The sequence below is a fragment of the Algoriphagus sp. oki45 genome (assembly GCF_036245605.1).
Classification (GTDB): Bacteria; Bacteroidota; Bacteroidia; order Cytophagales; family Cyclobacteriaceae; genus Algoriphagus.
This window is the reverse complement of the sequence record NZ_BTPC01000001.1, coordinates 704,520-721,542: the sequence shown is the minus strand read 5'-3', so window position 1 is coordinate 721,542 and position 17,023 is coordinate 704,520. Positions and strand designations below refer to the sequence as shown.

Sequence of the window (17,023 nt, the reverse complement as noted above, 5' to 3'; positions counted from 1 at the left end):
GGTCAAATATTGTAGGGAATTTGTCTTTGGAAGATATAAAAAAAGGCCTAAAAGCATTCATTTAGGCCTTTTTTCTTGAAAGACAAGAGTTTACTTTACCTCTAGGATAAAGTAATTCTTTTTTCCTTTTTGGATTAATAAATATTTGCCCTGTAGCAAATCAAAGTTCAACGGCGCATTGGGATCATTTACTTTTTCCTTATTGATGCTCAAGCCGCCCCCCTGAATCATTTTTCTGGCTTCTCCTTTGGATGAGAAAATCTGACCTTGAGTTTTTTCACCGAAAAGCTCTAAAACCTGGTCGATTTCCGAATATTCTGAACTGGAAAGCTGAACCTGAGGGACTCCTTCGAATACGGCCAGGAAAGTGCGCTCATCCAGGGATGCTAGGTCTTCAGTCGAGGATTTGCCAAAGAGGATTTCTGAAGCTTTCACAGCCATTTCGTAGTCTTCGGAACTGTGAACCATGGTGGTTACTTGTTTGGCAATTTCCTTTTGAAGCATTCTCAAATGAGGCGCTTCTCCATGCTGTGCTTCGAGAGCCTCAATTTCTTCCTGGGACAACACGGTGAAAATCCGGATGTATTTGGAAGCATCCTCGTCCGATACATTCAGCCAAAACTGATAGAAGGCATAGGGTGAAGTCTTTTCAGGATCCAGCCAAACGGACCCACTTTCAGTTTTTCCAAACTTGGATCCATCGGCCTTGGTGATCAGCGGTACGGTCAAGGCGTAAGCACTTCCACCGCCCATTCTGCGGATAAGTTCAGTGCCCGTCACAATATTTCCCCACTGGTCCGAACCTCCAAGCTGTACGGTGCAGTTTTTGTTTTTCCAGAGATGGTAGAAGTCATAGCCTTGGATTAGCTGATAAGAAAACTCGGTAAAAGAAAGGCCATTTCCGTCTTCTAGACGTCTTTTGACGCTGTCTTTGGACATCATGTAGTTGACTGTGATGTGTTTTCCAACATCCCGGATAAATTCCAAAAAGGAAAATTGGGACATCCAGTCGTAATTATTGACCAGTTCGGCCTTATTGCCTGAGTCGCCTGAAAAGTCCAAGAACTTGGAAAGTTGATTTTGGATGCAGGCTACGTTGTGGTCCAAGGTGGCTTTGTCTAGAAGGTTTCTTTCGGCAGACTTAAATGAAGGGTCGCCAATCATCCCAGTAGCACCACCTACTAGGGCAAATGGCTTATGACCTGCCCTTTGGAAATGCAGTAGAGTCATCACCCCAACCAAATGACCTATATGAAGTGAATCGGCTGTAGGGTCAAAACCTAGATAGGCAGAAGCCATGCCTTTATCCAAATGCTCTACAATCTCAGGAGTCATATCCTGCAACATTCCTCTCCATTTCAGCTCTTCAATAAATGAATTCATTTTTTGGGGTCTTTTTTACAATGGCGCAAATATAGGATGTCCATGGGGAGTATGGAAACCTACCGCTAAAATCACAAGTCAAATACTGCATCAGTAAATGCAACAGTATTGAATAATACTTGATCTTTATCCAAGATAAATGTGCTTATTTTGAAATGTTCGAATTGATTTAACTATGAGAAAACTCTTCAAATTACTTGCCTTTGGGTTTCTTTTGATTTCATCGGAAGTAGTCCTTGCTCAGACTTCACCCCAATGGCTGCGATATCCGGCGATTTCACCCGACGGAGAGAAAATTGCCTTTACTTACAAAGGAGACCTTTATTAGGTTTCGAGTGGTGGTGGCAAAGCCACTCAGCTTACCTTTCACGAAGCCCATGATTTCAAGCCCGTTTGGTCACGAGATGGAAAGCAGATTGCCTTTGCATCGGATCGGTATGGGAATTTTGATGTTTTTGTGATGTCTGCTGAAGGCGGGGAGGCTCTACGTTTGACTTATCATTCTAATGATGAGCAGCCTTTTGACTTCAGTGCGGATAATGAAAAGGTAATTTTTGGCGCATCCAGATTGGACATCGCATCACATAGACAGTATCCTACAGGTTCTCAGCCGGAGCTGTATCAAGTCAATAAAAAAGGAGGTAGAGTGGATCAAGTTTGGACACTTCCTGCGGAATATGTTCAGGCCTCCAAAGATGGGTCCAAGATGATCTACCATGATAAGAAGGGTGGGGAAAACGAATGGAGAAAGCATCACCAGTCCGGAATCGCTAGAGATATATGGATGTATGATGGAGCTAGCAATACCCATCAAATGCTGACTACTTTCTATGGGGAAGATCGCAATCCGGTATTTTCTCCAGACGAAAAAGAGATTTATTACCTCAGCGAAGCCAATGGCAGTTTCAATGTATTCAGCATGCCGGTAGAGAATCCTAGTCAAAACACCGCCCTGACCAGTTTTTCCAAGTTTCCAGTTCGATTTCTTTCGATTGCTCAGGATGGATTGATGAGCTTCAGCTTTGATGGAGAGCTTTACACCCTAAGAAAAGGTGAACAGCCTAAGAAACTTGAAATTTCCTTGGCTACTCAGGCGATTTCGAATTTGGATCAATACATTTCCATCAACGGTGGAGTCCAGGAAATGGCTGTCTCGCCCGATGGAAAGGAAATTGCCTTCATTGCTCGTGGCGAAGTGTTTGTGACCGCCGTGGATGGATCCATGACCAAAAGAATCACACAAACTCCAGAGCAGGAGCGGTTTCTGGAGTTTGCACCAGATGGGAAGTCTTTGGTCTATGCATCGGAAAGAGATGGGAAGTGGCAAATTTTTAAGAGCTCCAAAGTGCGGGCCGAAGAACCTTTCTTTTTTGCTTCAACCCTGATCAAGGAAGAGCCTTTGATTAGTTTGGATACTGATGCCTATTTGCCAAAATTCTCTCCAGATGGAAAGAAATTGGCTTATGTTGAAGGAAGAAGAAGCTTGAAAGTGATGGATTTGACCACCAAATCCACTGTGACTTTGATGGGACCAGATTTGCTTTTCCACATGCGAGATGGAGACCAATATTTTACCTGGAGTCCGGATAGTCGATGGCTTTTGGCGAGCTATCGTCCTACCATGACCAATTCTGAAGTAGTTCTTCTCGATGCTTCCGGAAAAGAAAAGATGCGAAATTTGACGTTGAGTGGCTATTCGGATGACAATGCCAAATGGATAGGGGACGGAAAGCAGGTGATTTGGTTTTCCAATAAAGATGGCCTGAGGAGTTATGCTACGAGCGGTAGAATGGAAGAAGATGTATATACTCTTTTCTTTGATCAGGCAGCTTGGGACAAATTCCGATTGAGCAAAGAAGAATTTGACTTGCTCAAGGAAATGGAAAAATCAAAGAAATCTGAAAATGGAGAAGAGAAAAAAGAGGATAAGTCAAAGGCAAAAGAAGCAGAACCTATTTCTTTCAATTGGGATGGATTTGAGGATCGAAAGGCCCGTTTGACTATTCATTCCTCCTCTATGGGGGATGCAGTGCTTTCTAAGGATGGAGAAAAGCTTTTTTACCTAGCTCGATTTGAAAAAGGCATGGATCTCTGGTCCACCAATCTGAGGACCAAAGAGACCAAATTGGAGATAAAACTCGATGCCAATTCCGGTAGGCTGGAATGGGATAAAGACCAAAAAAACCTGTTTTTGATGGCAGGCGGATCAATCTCAAAAATTAATCCGGAAGGGATGAAAAGAGAATCCATTAAGATCTCAGGTGAAATGACTTTTGATAAAAATGCAGAAATAGCTCATTTGTTTGAGCATGTTTGGCTGAGAACAAAAGGGATGTTTTACACTCCGGATATGCATGGTGTAGATTGGGATGCCATCCAACCTGAATACAGAAAATATCTTCCCCACATTGGAAACGGATATGAAATGGCTGAAATGCTATCCGAAATGCTTGGCGAGCTTAACGTTTCCCACGCCGGAGCGAGGTATTCCAGGTCAGTACCCATGTCCGATGCTACTGCTTCTTTGGGGATATTCTTCGATTATGGATTTGAAGGAAATGGTTTGAAAATTACTGAGGTCATTAAAGGAGGTCCTTTAGACAAGGCTGAAATTTCTGTCACTCCGGGCATGATCATCGAAAAAATAGACGGTGAGCTTATCAGTGCTGATCTTGACTATGCAAAGTTGCTCAATCGTAAGTCGGACAAATTCACTTTGATTGAGGTGCTCAATCCTTCAGATGGTTCAAGGACTCAGTATACGGTGAAGCCGATTTCACTAGGTGCAGAAGGACAGCTACTGTACAAAAGATGGGTCAGAAAAAATCAGGAGGAAGTAGAGAAGTTAAGCGGTGGAAAATTAGGTTACGTACATATTCCGGGCATGAGTGATGGACCCTATCGAAATGTATTTGATGAGATGATGGGCAAGTATTTTGAAAAAGAGGGCGTCATCGTGGATACAAGATTTAATGGAGGGGGAGATTTGGTTGCTGATTTGGCTATGTTCTTTACCGGAGAAAGCTTCCTCACTTATGCCACTGAAGACAAAGTAGTAGGGGGTGAGCCTACCTCGAGATGGACCAAACCCACCTTGGCTATGTTTAATGAAGCCAACTATTCCGATGGACATTGCTTTGCCTGTGGATATACCGATCTAAAAATCGGGAAAACGGTAGGTATGCCTACACCCGGAACGTGCAGTTTTGCGGGTTGGGAAATGTTACCCAATGGAGTACGCTGGGGGGCTGTTCCGATTTCTGCCAAGGACAAGTCCGGAGACTGGTTGGAAAATAAGGAAACCCGTCCTGAGTTTGAAGTGAAAAATATGCCCGGCAAAATCGATCAGGGAATTGATCAGCAGTTGGAAAAAGCAGTGGAAGAGCTGTTAAAAGAAGTCAATTGATAAGAAAAAAACCCGGTCAGAATTGATCTGCCCCCAAAAAGTTGGACACTTATTGGGGGCATTTCTATGAGCAGAAAAATCAAGTATGATGTCGACTTCAAACTTCAAGTTGTTCATCAAATCATCAAGGGGAAGGAGTCGGTAGATTCCCTGAGTATCAAATTCCACATCACGGATTCTCTGATAAATCGGTGGGTTCACTTTTACCGTCTTCATGGGATTGATGGGCTGTTGCCTAGCAATAGGCACTACAGCCCTGAATTCAAACTTCGGGTAGTTCTTACAGTAAGGAAAGATTCTTTATCTTTAAAAGAAGCCAGTCGCCAGTTCCGGATTGCCAGCGATTCCACACTGAAAAAATGGCTGCTTCTTTATGATTCCTTTGGCCCAGAAGCGTTGAAAGTTGAGCGACGAGGCAGGCCAAAAACAAGAAACCCTGCTATGCCCAGAAAGCCCAAAAGACCCCTGACCCGAGAAGAACAGCTCCTGGAAGAGCTGGCAGATCTGAGAGCTGAAAACGCCTACCTAAAAAAGCTTCATGCCTTGATTCAATCCGAAAGCGGGAAAGAAGAAAAACGCAAATCATCCAAGAATTAAGGCAGCAGCATGCATTGGTCAAGCTTCTCAAGCATGCTGGGATGGCACGAAGCACCTTCTACTATCATCTCAACCAACTCCGCAAACCGGATAAACACCAGACGGTCAGAAAGGAAATCAAGCAGATCTATCAGCTTCACAAAGGCCGATATGGCTACCGAAGAATCCATCTGGAACTCAAGAACAGAGGCTATGCGATCAATCACAAAACCGTTTTCAGCCTGATGCGGGAACTTGGACTTAAAAGTCTGATAAGAGCCAAAAAGTACGTTTCCTACCGGGGAGAACAGGGTAAAATAGCGCCTAATATCCTCCAACGAAACTTCAAAGCAGATCAGCCCGAACAAAAGTGGGTCACTGATATCACCGAGTTCAAGGTTAAAGACAAGAAACTCTATCTGTCGCCGATCCTGGATCTGTACAACGGGGAAATCATATCCTATACTTTGGCTGACAGGCCTCAACTCAAGCATGTCCTGGATATGGTCAAAAAAGTGAAAAAACAAGGGAACGAAAACTCTACAACTATCCTGCACTCTGATCAGGGATGGCACTATCAAATGAAGCGATACCAGCAGCTACTCAAAGACAGAAACATCCAAATCAGTATGTCCAGAAAAGGGAACTGTCTCGACAACGCAGTCATTGAAAACTTCTTTGGAACTCTCAAATCAGAGCTGTTCTACATGAAAAAGTACCAGTCTATTCACCAACTCAAAAAAGAAATCAATCAATACATCCATTATTACAACCATCATCGGATTAAATCCAACCTAAATGGAAAAAGCCCGGTACAATACCGAGCTCTTTCTCTAAATTTAAATCATTCTTAACCGTCCAACTTTTGGGGGCTAGTCCAAATTCTGATCGGGTTTTTTTAATGCTTATCCACAAGAAGTATTTACTGATATTGTTTGGAGTTCAGTGATTCGTCATTCTTGAAAAACTGAGTCAATTTTCCAAAAGAGCTATCGAAGTAGCCTTCAAGCATTCTTTTGATGATGAATGTTCGGTATTCATCTTTTGACACAATAGGAAAATACTCATGGCTTTTGCCATAGGATTTGTGACTTACAAAGCCTTTTCTTTCCAAAATTCTCACAATAGTAGAAACTGTGTTGTAAGCCGGCTTTGGCTCAGTCATAGGTGATAGGATATCTTTTACGAAGCCTCGCTCAATATCCCAGAGGATCTGCATGATTTCCTCTTCTGCTCTGGTTAATGGTTTCATATGTATTAAGTTTTAATGCGATAGAAAATTAGAGCTTTAGTTTCTCAAAAGCAAAAAAAAATCATTAATAGTATTACTATTTAGTTGAAAAATTTTTAAAGAGCTGAATATCAAGGAAATAAAAAATAAAAAAAATAGCCTTTTTTTTTAAGGCTATCCTTCTTTAGAATATTAAGCTGTTTTCAGCTTAATAATCCCAGTACTGTGAAGCAATTTTACGATAGGGTAAGTCGGATCAAATTCATACCATTTTACCGCAAAATTGGGTCTGTTTGGAAGCTTGTGGTGATTATTTTGAAACAATTCACCTAACATTAGAACATCCAATAGCAGGCTGTTTTTGGATTTGTCGTTATTGTCAAAGTTGGCATATCCATATTTATGTCCGCTCCAATTTACGATCGCCCCGTGAACTGGCCCCATCAAGAAATGAATCGGTAACAAGAAGTACATCCACCAATGGGTTCCCGGCAATTCAAATACAGAGATGCAGAGTACATAGATCAGCACATATAGCAATCCCCAACCTACACGTACAGCCATATTATCTGCAAATCGATCAAATTTATTCCAATCTGGAATATCCTTTGAGAATCGCTCTTCAGGCTTCAACCTGAAGCTGAAGTAATCGTTGTAGATATTTTTGGTTTTCCACATCATCGTGAACAGGTTCTCAGTATGATGGGGGCTATGGGGATCCTTTGGAGTATCTGAATACGCATGATGCATCCTGTGAAGGATAGCGTAAGCTCTCGGAGACAGATAGGAACTGCCTTGCCAAATCCAGGTGAAGAAGTAGAAGAATTTTTCCCAATACTTATTCATCACAAACATTTGGTGAGCAGCATAGCGATGGAGAAAGAAACTCTGGCAAAACAAAGAGAAATACCAGTGGAGAAGAAAGAAGATAATAATGATCACTCGGGTTACTTTTAGATTTATGGTACAAATATAACAGGCAGGATTTTATTTATCCCGAACAAGTTTAACTTGTGGCTTGATGATATGATCTGATTTAAGTCAGTTTTTTCAAAATAAATCTAAACGTAACTTTAAGCTTATGGAACAATCAATTAAATCAACCTCTATTCTCACAAAAATCATTGTGGGGGGAATATCGGTTTTGATCGCCGATCTATTGCTTAGTGGTACTCAGGTTGATTCCTGGGTGACAGGATTTATTCTTGCGGGGGTAATCATTTTGATCAACTTCACCATCAAGCCCATTCTTATCATTTTGACCCTTCCTGTGACTTTGTTGACCTTCGGACTGTTTCTTTTAGTCATCAATGCTGCTGTAGTATTGATCGCAGCTTATTTTATTCCGGGGTTCACGGTAGATGGTTTTTGGTGGGCATTGGGCTTTGCTATTGTTCTGAGTATTATCAATGGAATATTTGGAATTAGTTTTAATTCCTGATAGCGATAGTTCGATCTCCTTGCCTTATATATTTGATTTTGTCACCCTTAGAGCTAATGAAATCAATAGAAAGAGGAAGACTTGGAGAAATGTACACAAGAAGGAGGGTGATTTCCTCTTCATTCGAATTTTCAAGAAACTCAGTATCAGTAAGCTTTATTTCATGGAAAGATAGATTCACCTCAGGATTGCAATATTCTCGATTTGCAGTCTCTATCATGAATTTTTCCTCTTCTGGATCTATTCCTCGCACTTGTCCTCGGTCGGAAACTCCTATGAGCAAGGAGCCGCCAGAAGTATTGGCAAAGGCTGCCAGAGTTTTTGCGATTTTTTCTCTGGAAGTAATTTTGTTTTTGAAATCCAAGGACTTACCCTCTTTTTGTTTGATTAATTTTTTAACAAAATCTTGATCAAATTTTGTTGGATTCATTTTATTCCTTTATTTTCTTTTAGAATAGATTGTACATATCCTCGATAAGATCGAAACTCACCCAAAGAAAAACTAAAATTTTTACTTTATGCATTCAGAAAATCCTGGGTTTGACCCCAAAAACATCGAAAAGTTAGAATTAGAACTTTCGCGATCAGGTAAAAATTATAAGATTATTCCTGATGAAGGTAACTCAGAGGAGTTTGTTAATTTTTGGTTTATCGGTATGTATGAAGGCAAAAAAGTCATCTATGACGCCGCACTTTACACCCTAAGGCTTCATCATTCCAGCGAAGTCTATGAACTGGCAGAGCATGAGGCTGCTAAAAAATTCCCCAACTTCAAAGGAATCAATTATGAAGAAGATGAAGAAGGAAATCTTAAGCCTTTGTCCAGTGAGGAGGAGGAAATAGGATGGTTCATTACAGAAATTATCATGGAGCTGGAGGAGGAAGAAGCAGTCAAGGTTCAGGAATTCATTGATTTGGATACGAATCATGATTATGGGATTGGTCTTGACGCAGCATTGAATGTTGATGAGATCAACGATAAAGTAATTTCCAAATTCGTTGTTGAATTCAATGAAGACACTCTGGTCTTAGATGATACGCTATACTCTTTCCAGACGGAGGAAGACGAGATCTAATATAAAGTGGTTTTGAACAACCCTGCGAGACGCTGGTTTACTCATCAGCGTTTTTTTCATGCTCAAAATAGCCTGGTCATCTCTTTATTCTCACCCTCTTCCGGAGGGCCATCGCTTTCCGATGGAAAAATATTCCCTGCTTCCCCAGCAATTGCTCTACGAAGGGACAGTCAGAGAGGAGAATTTTTTTGTGCCGGAATTGTTGGAAGACCAATGGATTCTCAATACACATGATGAGGGCTACTTTCTAAAATTGAAGAATCAAAATTTGAGCAAGTCGGAAATAAGGGCGACCGGCTTTCCGCTTAGCCCTCAGCTCGTTGAAAGAGAAATCCAGATAGTGGGAGGCTCAGTTCAAGCAGCCTTATTTGCCTTGGAGTTTGGGGTAGGAATGAATATAGCAGGAGGAACACATCATGCATTTTCTGATAGAGGGGAAGGGTTTTGTCTGCTTAATGACTTGGCGATAACAGCCAATTACCTTTTGGAAAATCAATTGGCCAATAAAATTCTGATTGTTGACCTGGATGTGCATCAGGGAAATGGAACTGCGGAGATTTTTCAAGGCAGACCTGAGGTCTTTACCTTCAGTATGCACGGAGAGAAAAACTATCCGCACCGGAAGGAAAATTCTGATTTGGACATTGGGTTGCCAGATGGGATCCAAGATCAAGAGTATTTGGATATTTTGATCAGAAATCTTGATCGAATCCTGAATGACTTTGAGCCGGACTTCATTCTTTATCAATCGGGAGTGGATGTGTTAGAAACTGATAAACTTGGCAGATTGGGCCTAACTCATGCCGGAGTTCATCAAAGAGATAAGATTGTCCTTACCCGTGCCAAATCCATGCAAGTCCCTGTAATGTGCTGTATGGGTGGGGGATATTCGGTCAAAATCAAAGATATCATTGATGCCCATGCTCAGGTCTTTAGACTGGCTCAAGACTTGTTTTTTTAGGTCTTAACTCATTTTAACCCGCCTATTTTCTCTGACTTCTTGATAAATCAATACTTTCTCTATATTTGCCGCCTGTTAACCATACCCTTAATCAAGTGAAAAGAGCGTTATTTATCGTCGGACTACTGAGTTTAACCTCGGTTTTCTTTTACTCCTGCAATCAAAATCCATCTACTGAAAGTGCTTCCGCAACCACGGAGACTGGTGTTGCCTCAGGCGACCTCAAAGTGGCCTTCGTTTACACTGATTCAGTCATCAATAAGTACGATTTGTTCAAAAAGAAATCAGAGGAGATTACTGAAAAAGGGAGAAAATTTGAAGGTGACCTTCAGTCCCGAGCGAGAGGTTTTGAGCAAGAGGTAGCTACTTTTCAGCAGACGGGCGGAAATATGACTCCTAATCAGCAAAGAGCAAAGCAGGAGGAATTGATGCAAAAAGAGCAAAACCTCATGACTTACAGAAACAACCTCATGCAGGAGCTTTCTGCTGATGAAGCTACACTTTACAACGAAGTCTATGATCAAGTTCAGACTTATTTAAATGAGTACGCGAAAGAGCAAGGCTATGATGTCATTCTGTCCTACACAAGAGGCGGTGCTATGTGGTATGCTTCTGAAGCCATGGATATCACTACAGCTGTGGTGGAAGGCTTGAATAAAAAATATAATCAAGGCTCTACTCCGGCACCGGCAGCAAAAAGCGATTCCACTGCCACTAAGTAATTTCTAGGATATCGATATCAAGAACCCAGAAGTTTTCTGGGTTTTTTTATGGGCAAAAATTGGATAATTTTGCAATCCGTTTGATAGATCACTTTCCAAATTCTTAATCAGTAATAATTCAGGATGGAATTGTTTGGAAAAAGGTCATCAATTCTGCCATTTCCCATAAACAAAAAGTTAAATCATGAAAATCACCGAATTTTTAAAGCACAATTACCGACACTTTAACGCTGCAGCTCTGATCGATGCTGCAGAAGGCTATAAAACTCATCTGGACAATGGGGGAAAGATGATGGTTACCCTTGCTGGTGCCATGTCTACTGCTGAGTTGGGAATCTCTTTGGCGGAAATGATCCGTCAGGATAAAGTGCAGATAATCTCTTGTACAGGTGCTAATCTGGAGGAAGATGTGTTTAACCTAGTGGCTCATGATTACTACGAGCGTGTTCCCAATTACAGGGAACTAACCCCAGATCAGGAGCAGGAGCTTTTGGGGCGGCACATGAACCGGGTGACTGATACCTGTATTCCCGAGATGGAAGCCATGAGAAGGATTGAAGATGTGATTTTGGAAGAATGGATGAAGGCAGATCAAGCAGGTGAAAGATATTTTCCACATGAGTTTTTCTATAAAATCCTTCTTTCAGGGAAGTTGGATGCATCTTTCCAGATTGATCCGAAAAATTCATGGCTTTTGGAAGCTGCAAAAAAGAACCTGCCAATCATCGTCCCAGGTTGGGAAGATTCCACCTTGGGAAATATGTATGCAGGACATGTGATTTCTGGAGATGTGAAGAATGTCCACACAGTGAGAAGTGGAATTGAGTACATGACTTTCTTGGCGGAGTGGTACACTGTCAATGCAACTGAAGAAAGTACTGTCGGATTTTTCCAAATTGGCGGGGGAATTGCAGGAGACTTTCCTATCTGTGTAGTGCCGATGTTGCATCAGGATTTGCAGAGGAACAATGTGCCACTTTGGGGCTACTTCTGTCAAATCTCCGACTCGACTACTTCTTATGGATCTTACTCCGGTGCAGTACCTAACGAGAAGATTACTTGGGGAAAACTGGGAATCAATACTCCAAAATACATTATCGAATCTGATGCAACGATCGTAGCTCCATTGGTATTTGCCATTGTGCTTGATCAATAGTCATGAAAAAATCAAATTTCAATTTCTTAAAAGCAAGCAGCCTTCTCTGTCTTGCTTTTTCCTTTTATTTCCCGACCCTGGCCCAGGAAATTAAATCCCTTTCTGGAGCTAATTCACCTAACGATGATTCCAATCCTGTTTGGATTGGTGAGAATACCCTGTTATTTACCCGGGCATTTCATCCACAGAACCTTGGTGGAATCCAAGATTCAGGAGACATTTGGATGACGGTCAAAAATGCATCTGGTGAATGGGAGGAAGCAGTACATAGACCGGATTTGAGTACAGTTGGCTATGATTTGGCTTTAGGACTGGAAGATATCTTGACCTTATTGGTTTTAAGAACCGAATCCGGTAGGACATCCATTCATCAGTATTCTAAGTTTGGAAAAGAATGGAATTACCTTCGTGAAGTGAATTTTCCTTCTTTAGCTGAATTGAGTGGTACTATCACAGGAAGGGTTGCTTCTGGAGGAGGATTAATTTTCCTTTCTGGTAAAAGCTCTTCTGGATTTGGAAATGAAGATCTTTTTGTCAGCGAAAAGAAGGGGCCTGTCCAATGGTCTGAGTTAAATAATCTGGGCCCTCAGGTAAATGGAAAGGGGCAGGAAGTAAGTCCTTTTTTTGACCCCGAAAGCAAAAAGTTGTATTATTCTTCCAACTCTCATGCAGGAGCGACTGGCAAGGATATTCTTATCAGTAAGAAACTTGGGGATACATGGGATAGCTGGTCGGTTCCGGTGAAGTGGGAGCAAATCAGCTCCAAAGGTTCGGATGCCTCTGTAACTTTTTTGGAAGGGGATGAAGTAGTCTGGTCGAGTACATTGAGTAGTGATGGGTATGCTGATTTGCTCACATTTGCTGTTCCCGTTCCTTTAGTAATTCCAGAGGAATTTGTGGCATCTACTCAAATGGAAGCAATTAATTCAAGGTCTAGAAATCAAATTGCAATGCGAGAAGAAGATTCTTCTCAGAAAATTATCAACTCATCTCAGGCCGAAGTAAAAATAGGCGAGTCTAAGCAGCTGGATATTCAGGAAGAAGTGAAGCCAGAGACCCCATTGGAATGGACAGTCATTGACTTCAAGACCAAGCAGCCAATCCCATTTCAAATTGATGGGCAAAAACAGGAAGGGGTAGAAGAAGTCGAAGAAAATCTTGTTCTTTCCCAACTAATTGAAAAAGAGTTTACTGGATTTAAAATCAGTTCTATTGGCTATTTTCCAAAGATTATAGGAATTGAAGATATCCCTGAAGACCGACGGGTCTTGGTGGCACTTATAAAAGCAGAACCGGGTAGTGTGGTACTTTTGGATAAAGTAAATTTCAAAAGAGGTACTTCTGAGTTGGAAGAAGGGGAAACAGAAGTTTTCCTAGCCGACCTTGCGGGATTTTTGGTGGAAAATCCAGAAATCATCCTCAGGATTAATGGACATACTGATAATGTGGGAGATCCTGGACTAAACAAACAGCTTTCCTTAGAAAGAGCAGGAAGTGTCCGTGATTTTTTGGTTTCTAAAGGTGTGGAATTTGAAAACCTGAGAATATCAGGTTGGGGAGGGACTCGGCCTATTGCATCGAATGTGACTGAAGCGAGTCGGGCAAAAAACCGCCGGGTAGAATTGGTAGTCGAAAAATAAAAAAAGGGCTTTCAGACATTCTGAAAGCCCTTTTTGATCAGAGGGAATAACCCTCGCGATAGGTTCTTTTGACAAATTGATTAGCGGGTTCAAAGTTGGTGATCTTCATATTTGGACCATCCCAGACCAATTTGATTCCTCTTCCAGGATAGTCAAATTGGTTCGAAGATCCATCCCTTGGAATTCTGTAATCGTAACTTCTGATGGCCAGGTTACCCATCAATACTGATTCAGTCAATGGACCTGCCACTGAAAATGGAGAGCTCAGTTTTTTGTATTCTTCTGATCCATATCCACCGATACAAGCATCTACCCAATTGTTGTAATGACCGCGATCACCGCCAGGAACTCTAAATTCTGTTTGTGGAACATTGACCTCCTCAGTTCTGCTCGTAGGGAGAAGTTTGGGGTTTGCACCGTAAGTAGAGCACATCATTTTTCCTTCGGTACCCTCGATAATTACTCCGTTTCCTCCATCGCCCATGATTTCGTTGGGTTCTAATTCCTCAGGCCGGGTTGGCTGAATACCTCCATCCATCCAATGAAACTCCAGTTCCGACTGACCCGGTCTATCAAACCTCAAAGTGATATGTGAAGAAGGTGGGCAACTTTCAGGGAAATATCCTCTTTGGAATTCGCCTACATAAACAGAACCTACAGAACATTCTGCAGATGTGGGATAACCCAATCCCAATACTCTGAATGGTGGTTCCATAATATGGCAGGCCATGTCTCCTAATGCACCTGTTCCATAATCCCACCAGCCTCTCCAGTTGAATGGGACAAGATTTCCAACGTAATCCTTGTAAGGAGCTGTCCCTAGCCAAAGGTCCCAATCCAGATCTTCCGGTGGACTTACAGGGGTATCAGGCCATTGGATACCTTGAGGCCATACGGGCCTATTGGTCCAAGACCAGACTTTCGTGGCTTCTCCGATCAATCCTGCATTATACCATTCCACCATTTGCCTTACTCCATCGCCAGAAGAACCCTGGTTTCCCATCTGAGTGACGACTTTGTATTTTTCAGCAGCTTCGGTAAGCATTCGTGCTTCGTAAATGTCATGGGTCATTGGTTTTTGGACATAGACGTGTTTCCCCATTTTCATTGCCATCATGGCTTGCACGGCATGCATGTGATCGGGAGTACTGATCGTCACTGCGTCAATGTTTTTCTCCTCCTTTTCGAGCATGATTCTATAATCTTTGTAGTAAGGAGCATTTGGATGAGCTTCTCGAGATCGAGCTGCACGAGTGTCATCTACGTCACAAAGGGCGACCATGTCGACTTTGCCACTTCTAAAAACTCCACTTACGTCATTGAATCCCATTCCGCCGATTCCGATCCCGGCTACTTTCAATCGATCACTTGGAGCCACATAACCCGGACCACCCAAAACATGTCGGGGTACAATGTAAAATCCGGCTAATGCTAAGGAGGAACTTTTAATGAAGTTTCTTCTTGAATTCTGTTCAGGAGAAGAATTTTTATCTTTCATGGTCAATAGGTTAATTTTTTGGATTTCGATTTCAAGAAAAGGAATTTTTCTTAGAAAAACTCAAGAATATCTTCCGCATGTCAGGGATTTTTGTAAGTCTCTGATGAGCTAAATAGAGATTATCAGTTGAAACTTCTCAATCTCAATTCCTTCAATAATTCCATGAGGTGAAAGGAGATTTATAAAAAAATAGACTAAGTTTCGGAAAATTATCATCCCATGAAAAAAATCTTCACCTATTGCTCTATGGGGGCTTTGCTTCTTTCCTTTGCGTGCAAGCCCGCTCCAAAGCTGACTGAATCCTCTTTAATTCCAATTCCTCAAGAGATCCAAGACGGAAAAGGAGTATTTGAATTGACCAGTGAGTCAGGGATTCATTTGATAGGTAGCGCAGAGCATCTGACTTGGGTAGGAGAGTATCTAGCTGATCATCTTATTCCTGCTACAGGTTTCGACATACCGGTTTCCTATGATGGAGGAAATATCCGGCTTGAATTGGCTGGTGATGGAAATGCGGAGGCGTACTCCATTTCAGTTGATGAAAATCTAATTAGCATCAGCTCTTCGGGAGAAGCAGGGTTATTTTATGGAATCCAGTCTTTGCTTCAATTATTTCCAGCAGAAATAGCACATCAGAATATACAAAATCAATCTTGGGTCATTCCGGCCGGGACAATATCCGATCAGCCAGTTTTTAGCTACAGGGGGGCTATGCTCGATGTAGCCAGGCATTTCATATCTGTTGAAGATGTAAAGCATTATATCGATCAGATGGCTGCTTACAAGCTAAATTATCTCCATTTACATCTAACAGATGATCAGGGTTGGAGAATTGAGATCAAATCCTGGCCAAAACTCACCGAGATCGGTGGAAGCACTGAAGTAGGTGGGGGTGAAGGAGGTTTTTACACCCAGGAAGAATACAAAGACCTGGTCGCTTATGCTGCAGACCGTTTCATTACAATAGTTCCGGAGGTAGACATGCCGGGGCATACAAACTCCGCCTTGGCTTCCTATGCAGAATTGAATCCTGGAGTAAATCTGCCAAACGGTAAACTCGATTCGGTGAATAAGCAGCCCTTGGACTATCAAATGCCGCTTAGAAATCCCCAGGCCTCTGAATTATATACAGGCATTGAAGTAGGATGGAGCACCTTTGCACCCAAACTTGAAATCACATATGCTTTTGTGGACAGTGTGGTGAGAGAAATTTCTGAACTGACTCCGGGACCTTACTTCCATATTGGTGGTGATGAATCGCACGTGACGGAGAAAGACGATTACGTCTATTTTGTAGAGCGCGTGCAAGATATTGTTTCCAAGTATGGTAAGACCAGTATTGGATGGGATGAGATAGCTACAGCGAAACTCCTTCCAGGAAATATAGCGCAGTTTTGGGCAAAGGAAGAAAACGCCAAGCTTGCGATCAGCCAAGGCAATCAAATCCTGATGTCTCCAGCAACTAGAGCCTACTTGGATATGCAATATGACAGTACCTCTAGAATTGGACTTCATTGGGCAGCCTATATTGAGTTGCAGGATGCTTACAGCTGGGAACCGTCAACCTTTGCGGAGGGGATAGCAGCCGAAAATATTTTAGGAGTGGAAGCTCCTCTATGGACTGAAACAGTAACTAATAGGGAAGACCTTGAGTACCTTTGCTTTCCACGCCTCCCGGCCTTGGCTGAAGTGGCTTGGACCTCAGCCGATAAGCGATCTTGGGAAGGATTTAAAAATAGAATTCAAAAACATGGTTCCCGATGGGATATTCTTGGTATCCAATACTATTCATCTCCTCAGGTGAATTGGGGAGGGAAATAAAATTGATGCCCGGTGATTTTCATCGGGCTTTTTTAATTCAAAGCCTCCAAAAGCTTTGTTTTTGAACAAAATGAACCTATTATCGAAATCATTTTCAATTTGAAAGTAACTA

The 17,023-nt window shown here is 42.0% G+C and carries 12 protein-coding genes and 2 pseudogenes; 9 read left to right on the top strand and 5 right to left on the bottom strand.

Annotated elements, in window-relative coordinates; all coding sequences use genetic code 11:
- Positions 1-90: 90 nt before the first annotated feature.
- Complete coding sequence (gene tyrS, locus AAA942_RS03200) at positions 91-1,383, bottom strand: tyrosine--tRNA ligase (RefSeq protein ID WP_338218787.1); 1,293 nt, start codon at positions 1,381-1,383, stop codon at positions 91-93.
- Positions 1,384-1,558: 175 nt separating this feature from the next.
- Here tyrS and AAA942_RS03195 point away from each other — a divergent pair.
- Both AAA942_RS03195 and AAA942_RS03190 read left to right on the top strand, forming a co-directional pair.
- Positions 1,559-4,789 (top strand): annotated as a pseudogene (locus AAA942_RS03195) (S41 family peptidase).
- A gap of 66 nt (positions 4,790-4,855) precedes the next feature.
- A pseudogene (locus AAA942_RS03190) lies at positions 4,856-6,219 on the top strand (IS3 family transposase).
- A 68-nt stretch (positions 6,220-6,287) separates the two neighbouring features.
- On the opposite strand, the gene AAA942_RS03185 reads toward AAA942_RS03190, so the two are convergent.
- Complete coding sequence (locus tag AAA942_RS03185) at positions 6,288-6,617, bottom strand: BlaI/MecI/CopY family transcriptional regulator (RefSeq protein ID WP_338218786.1); 330 nt, start codon at positions 6,615-6,617, stop codon at positions 6,288-6,290.
- Positions 6,618-6,788: 171 nt separating this feature from the next.
- Entirely contained in the window at positions 6,789-7,538 is a 750-nt protein-coding gene (locus AAA942_RS03180; RefSeq protein WP_338218785.1) for an acyl-CoA desaturase, read from the bottom strand.
- 139 nt (positions 7,539-7,677) lie between these two features.
- Here AAA942_RS03180 and AAA942_RS03175 point away from each other — a divergent pair, with 139 nt between their 5' ends.
- The gene (locus AAA942_RS03175) at positions 7,678-8,037 is read left to right on the top strand and encodes a phage holin family protein (protein ID WP_338218784.1); all 360 of its coding nucleotides are present in this window, start codon (positions 7,678-7,680) and stop codon (positions 8,035-8,037) included.
- On the opposite strand, the gene AAA942_RS03170 is transcribed toward AAA942_RS03175, so the two are convergent.
- Positions 8,027-8,467 carry an AlbA family DNA-binding domain-containing protein gene (locus AAA942_RS03170; protein ID WP_338218783.1) on the bottom strand — a complete coding sequence of 147 codons (441 nt, stop codon included), beginning with the start codon at positions 8,465-8,467 and terminating at the stop codon, positions 8,027-8,029. The two genes, AAA942_RS03175 and AAA942_RS03170, sit on opposite strands and share 11 nt — an antisense overlap.
- 88 nt (positions 8,468-8,555) lie before the next feature.
- Here AAA942_RS03170 and AAA942_RS03165 point away from each other — a divergent pair, with 88 nt between their 5' ends.
- From AAA942_RS03165 to AAA942_RS03145, 5 genes are all read left to right on the top strand, one after another.
- A complete protein-coding gene (locus AAA942_RS03165) occupies positions 8,556-9,113 on the top strand; it encodes a hypothetical protein (RefSeq protein WP_338218782.1) in 558 nt (185 codons plus the stop codon).
- A 58-nt stretch (positions 9,114-9,171) separates the two neighbouring features.
- Positions 9,172-10,074 carry a histone deacetylase family protein gene (locus AAA942_RS03160; RefSeq protein ID WP_338218781.1) on the top strand — a complete coding sequence of 301 codons (903 nt, stop codon included), beginning with the start codon at positions 9,172-9,174 and terminating at the stop codon, positions 10,072-10,074.
- Positions 10,075-10,169: 95 nt separating this feature from the next.
- Positions 10,170-10,796, top strand: coding sequence for an OmpH family outer membrane protein (locus tag AAA942_RS03155; RefSeq protein WP_338218780.1), 627 nt, complete (start codon positions 10,170-10,172; stop codon positions 10,794-10,796).
- Positions 10,797-10,980: 184 nt separating this feature from the next.
- Positions 10,981-11,952, top strand: coding sequence for a deoxyhypusine synthase family protein (locus AAA942_RS03150; RefSeq protein ID WP_338218779.1), 972 nt, complete (start codon positions 10,981-10,983; stop codon positions 11,950-11,952).
- 2 nt (positions 11,953-11,954) lie between these two features.
- The gene (locus AAA942_RS03145) at positions 11,955-13,592 is read left to right on the top strand and encodes an OmpA family protein (protein ID WP_338218778.1); all 1,638 of its coding nucleotides are present in this window, start codon (positions 11,955-11,957) and stop codon (positions 13,590-13,592) included.
- A gap of 37 nt (positions 13,593-13,629) precedes the next feature.
- Here the strand turns inward: AAA942_RS03145 and AAA942_RS03140 are convergent, their stop codons facing one another.
- Positions 13,630-15,090 carry a Gfo/Idh/MocA family protein gene (locus AAA942_RS03140; RefSeq protein ID WP_338218777.1) on the bottom strand — a complete coding sequence of 487 codons (1,461 nt, stop codon included), beginning with the start codon at positions 15,088-15,090 and terminating at the stop codon, positions 13,630-13,632.
- A 219-nt stretch (positions 15,091-15,309) separates the two neighbouring features.
- Here AAA942_RS03140 and AAA942_RS03135 point away from each other — a divergent pair, with 219 nt between their 5' ends.
- Positions 15,310-16,911: a beta-N-acetylhexosaminidase gene (locus AAA942_RS03135; RefSeq protein ID WP_338218776.1), complete on the top strand. Its 1,602-nt coding sequence runs from the start codon at positions 15,310-15,312 to the stop codon at positions 16,909-16,911.
- Positions 16,912-17,023: the final 112 nt, after the last annotated feature.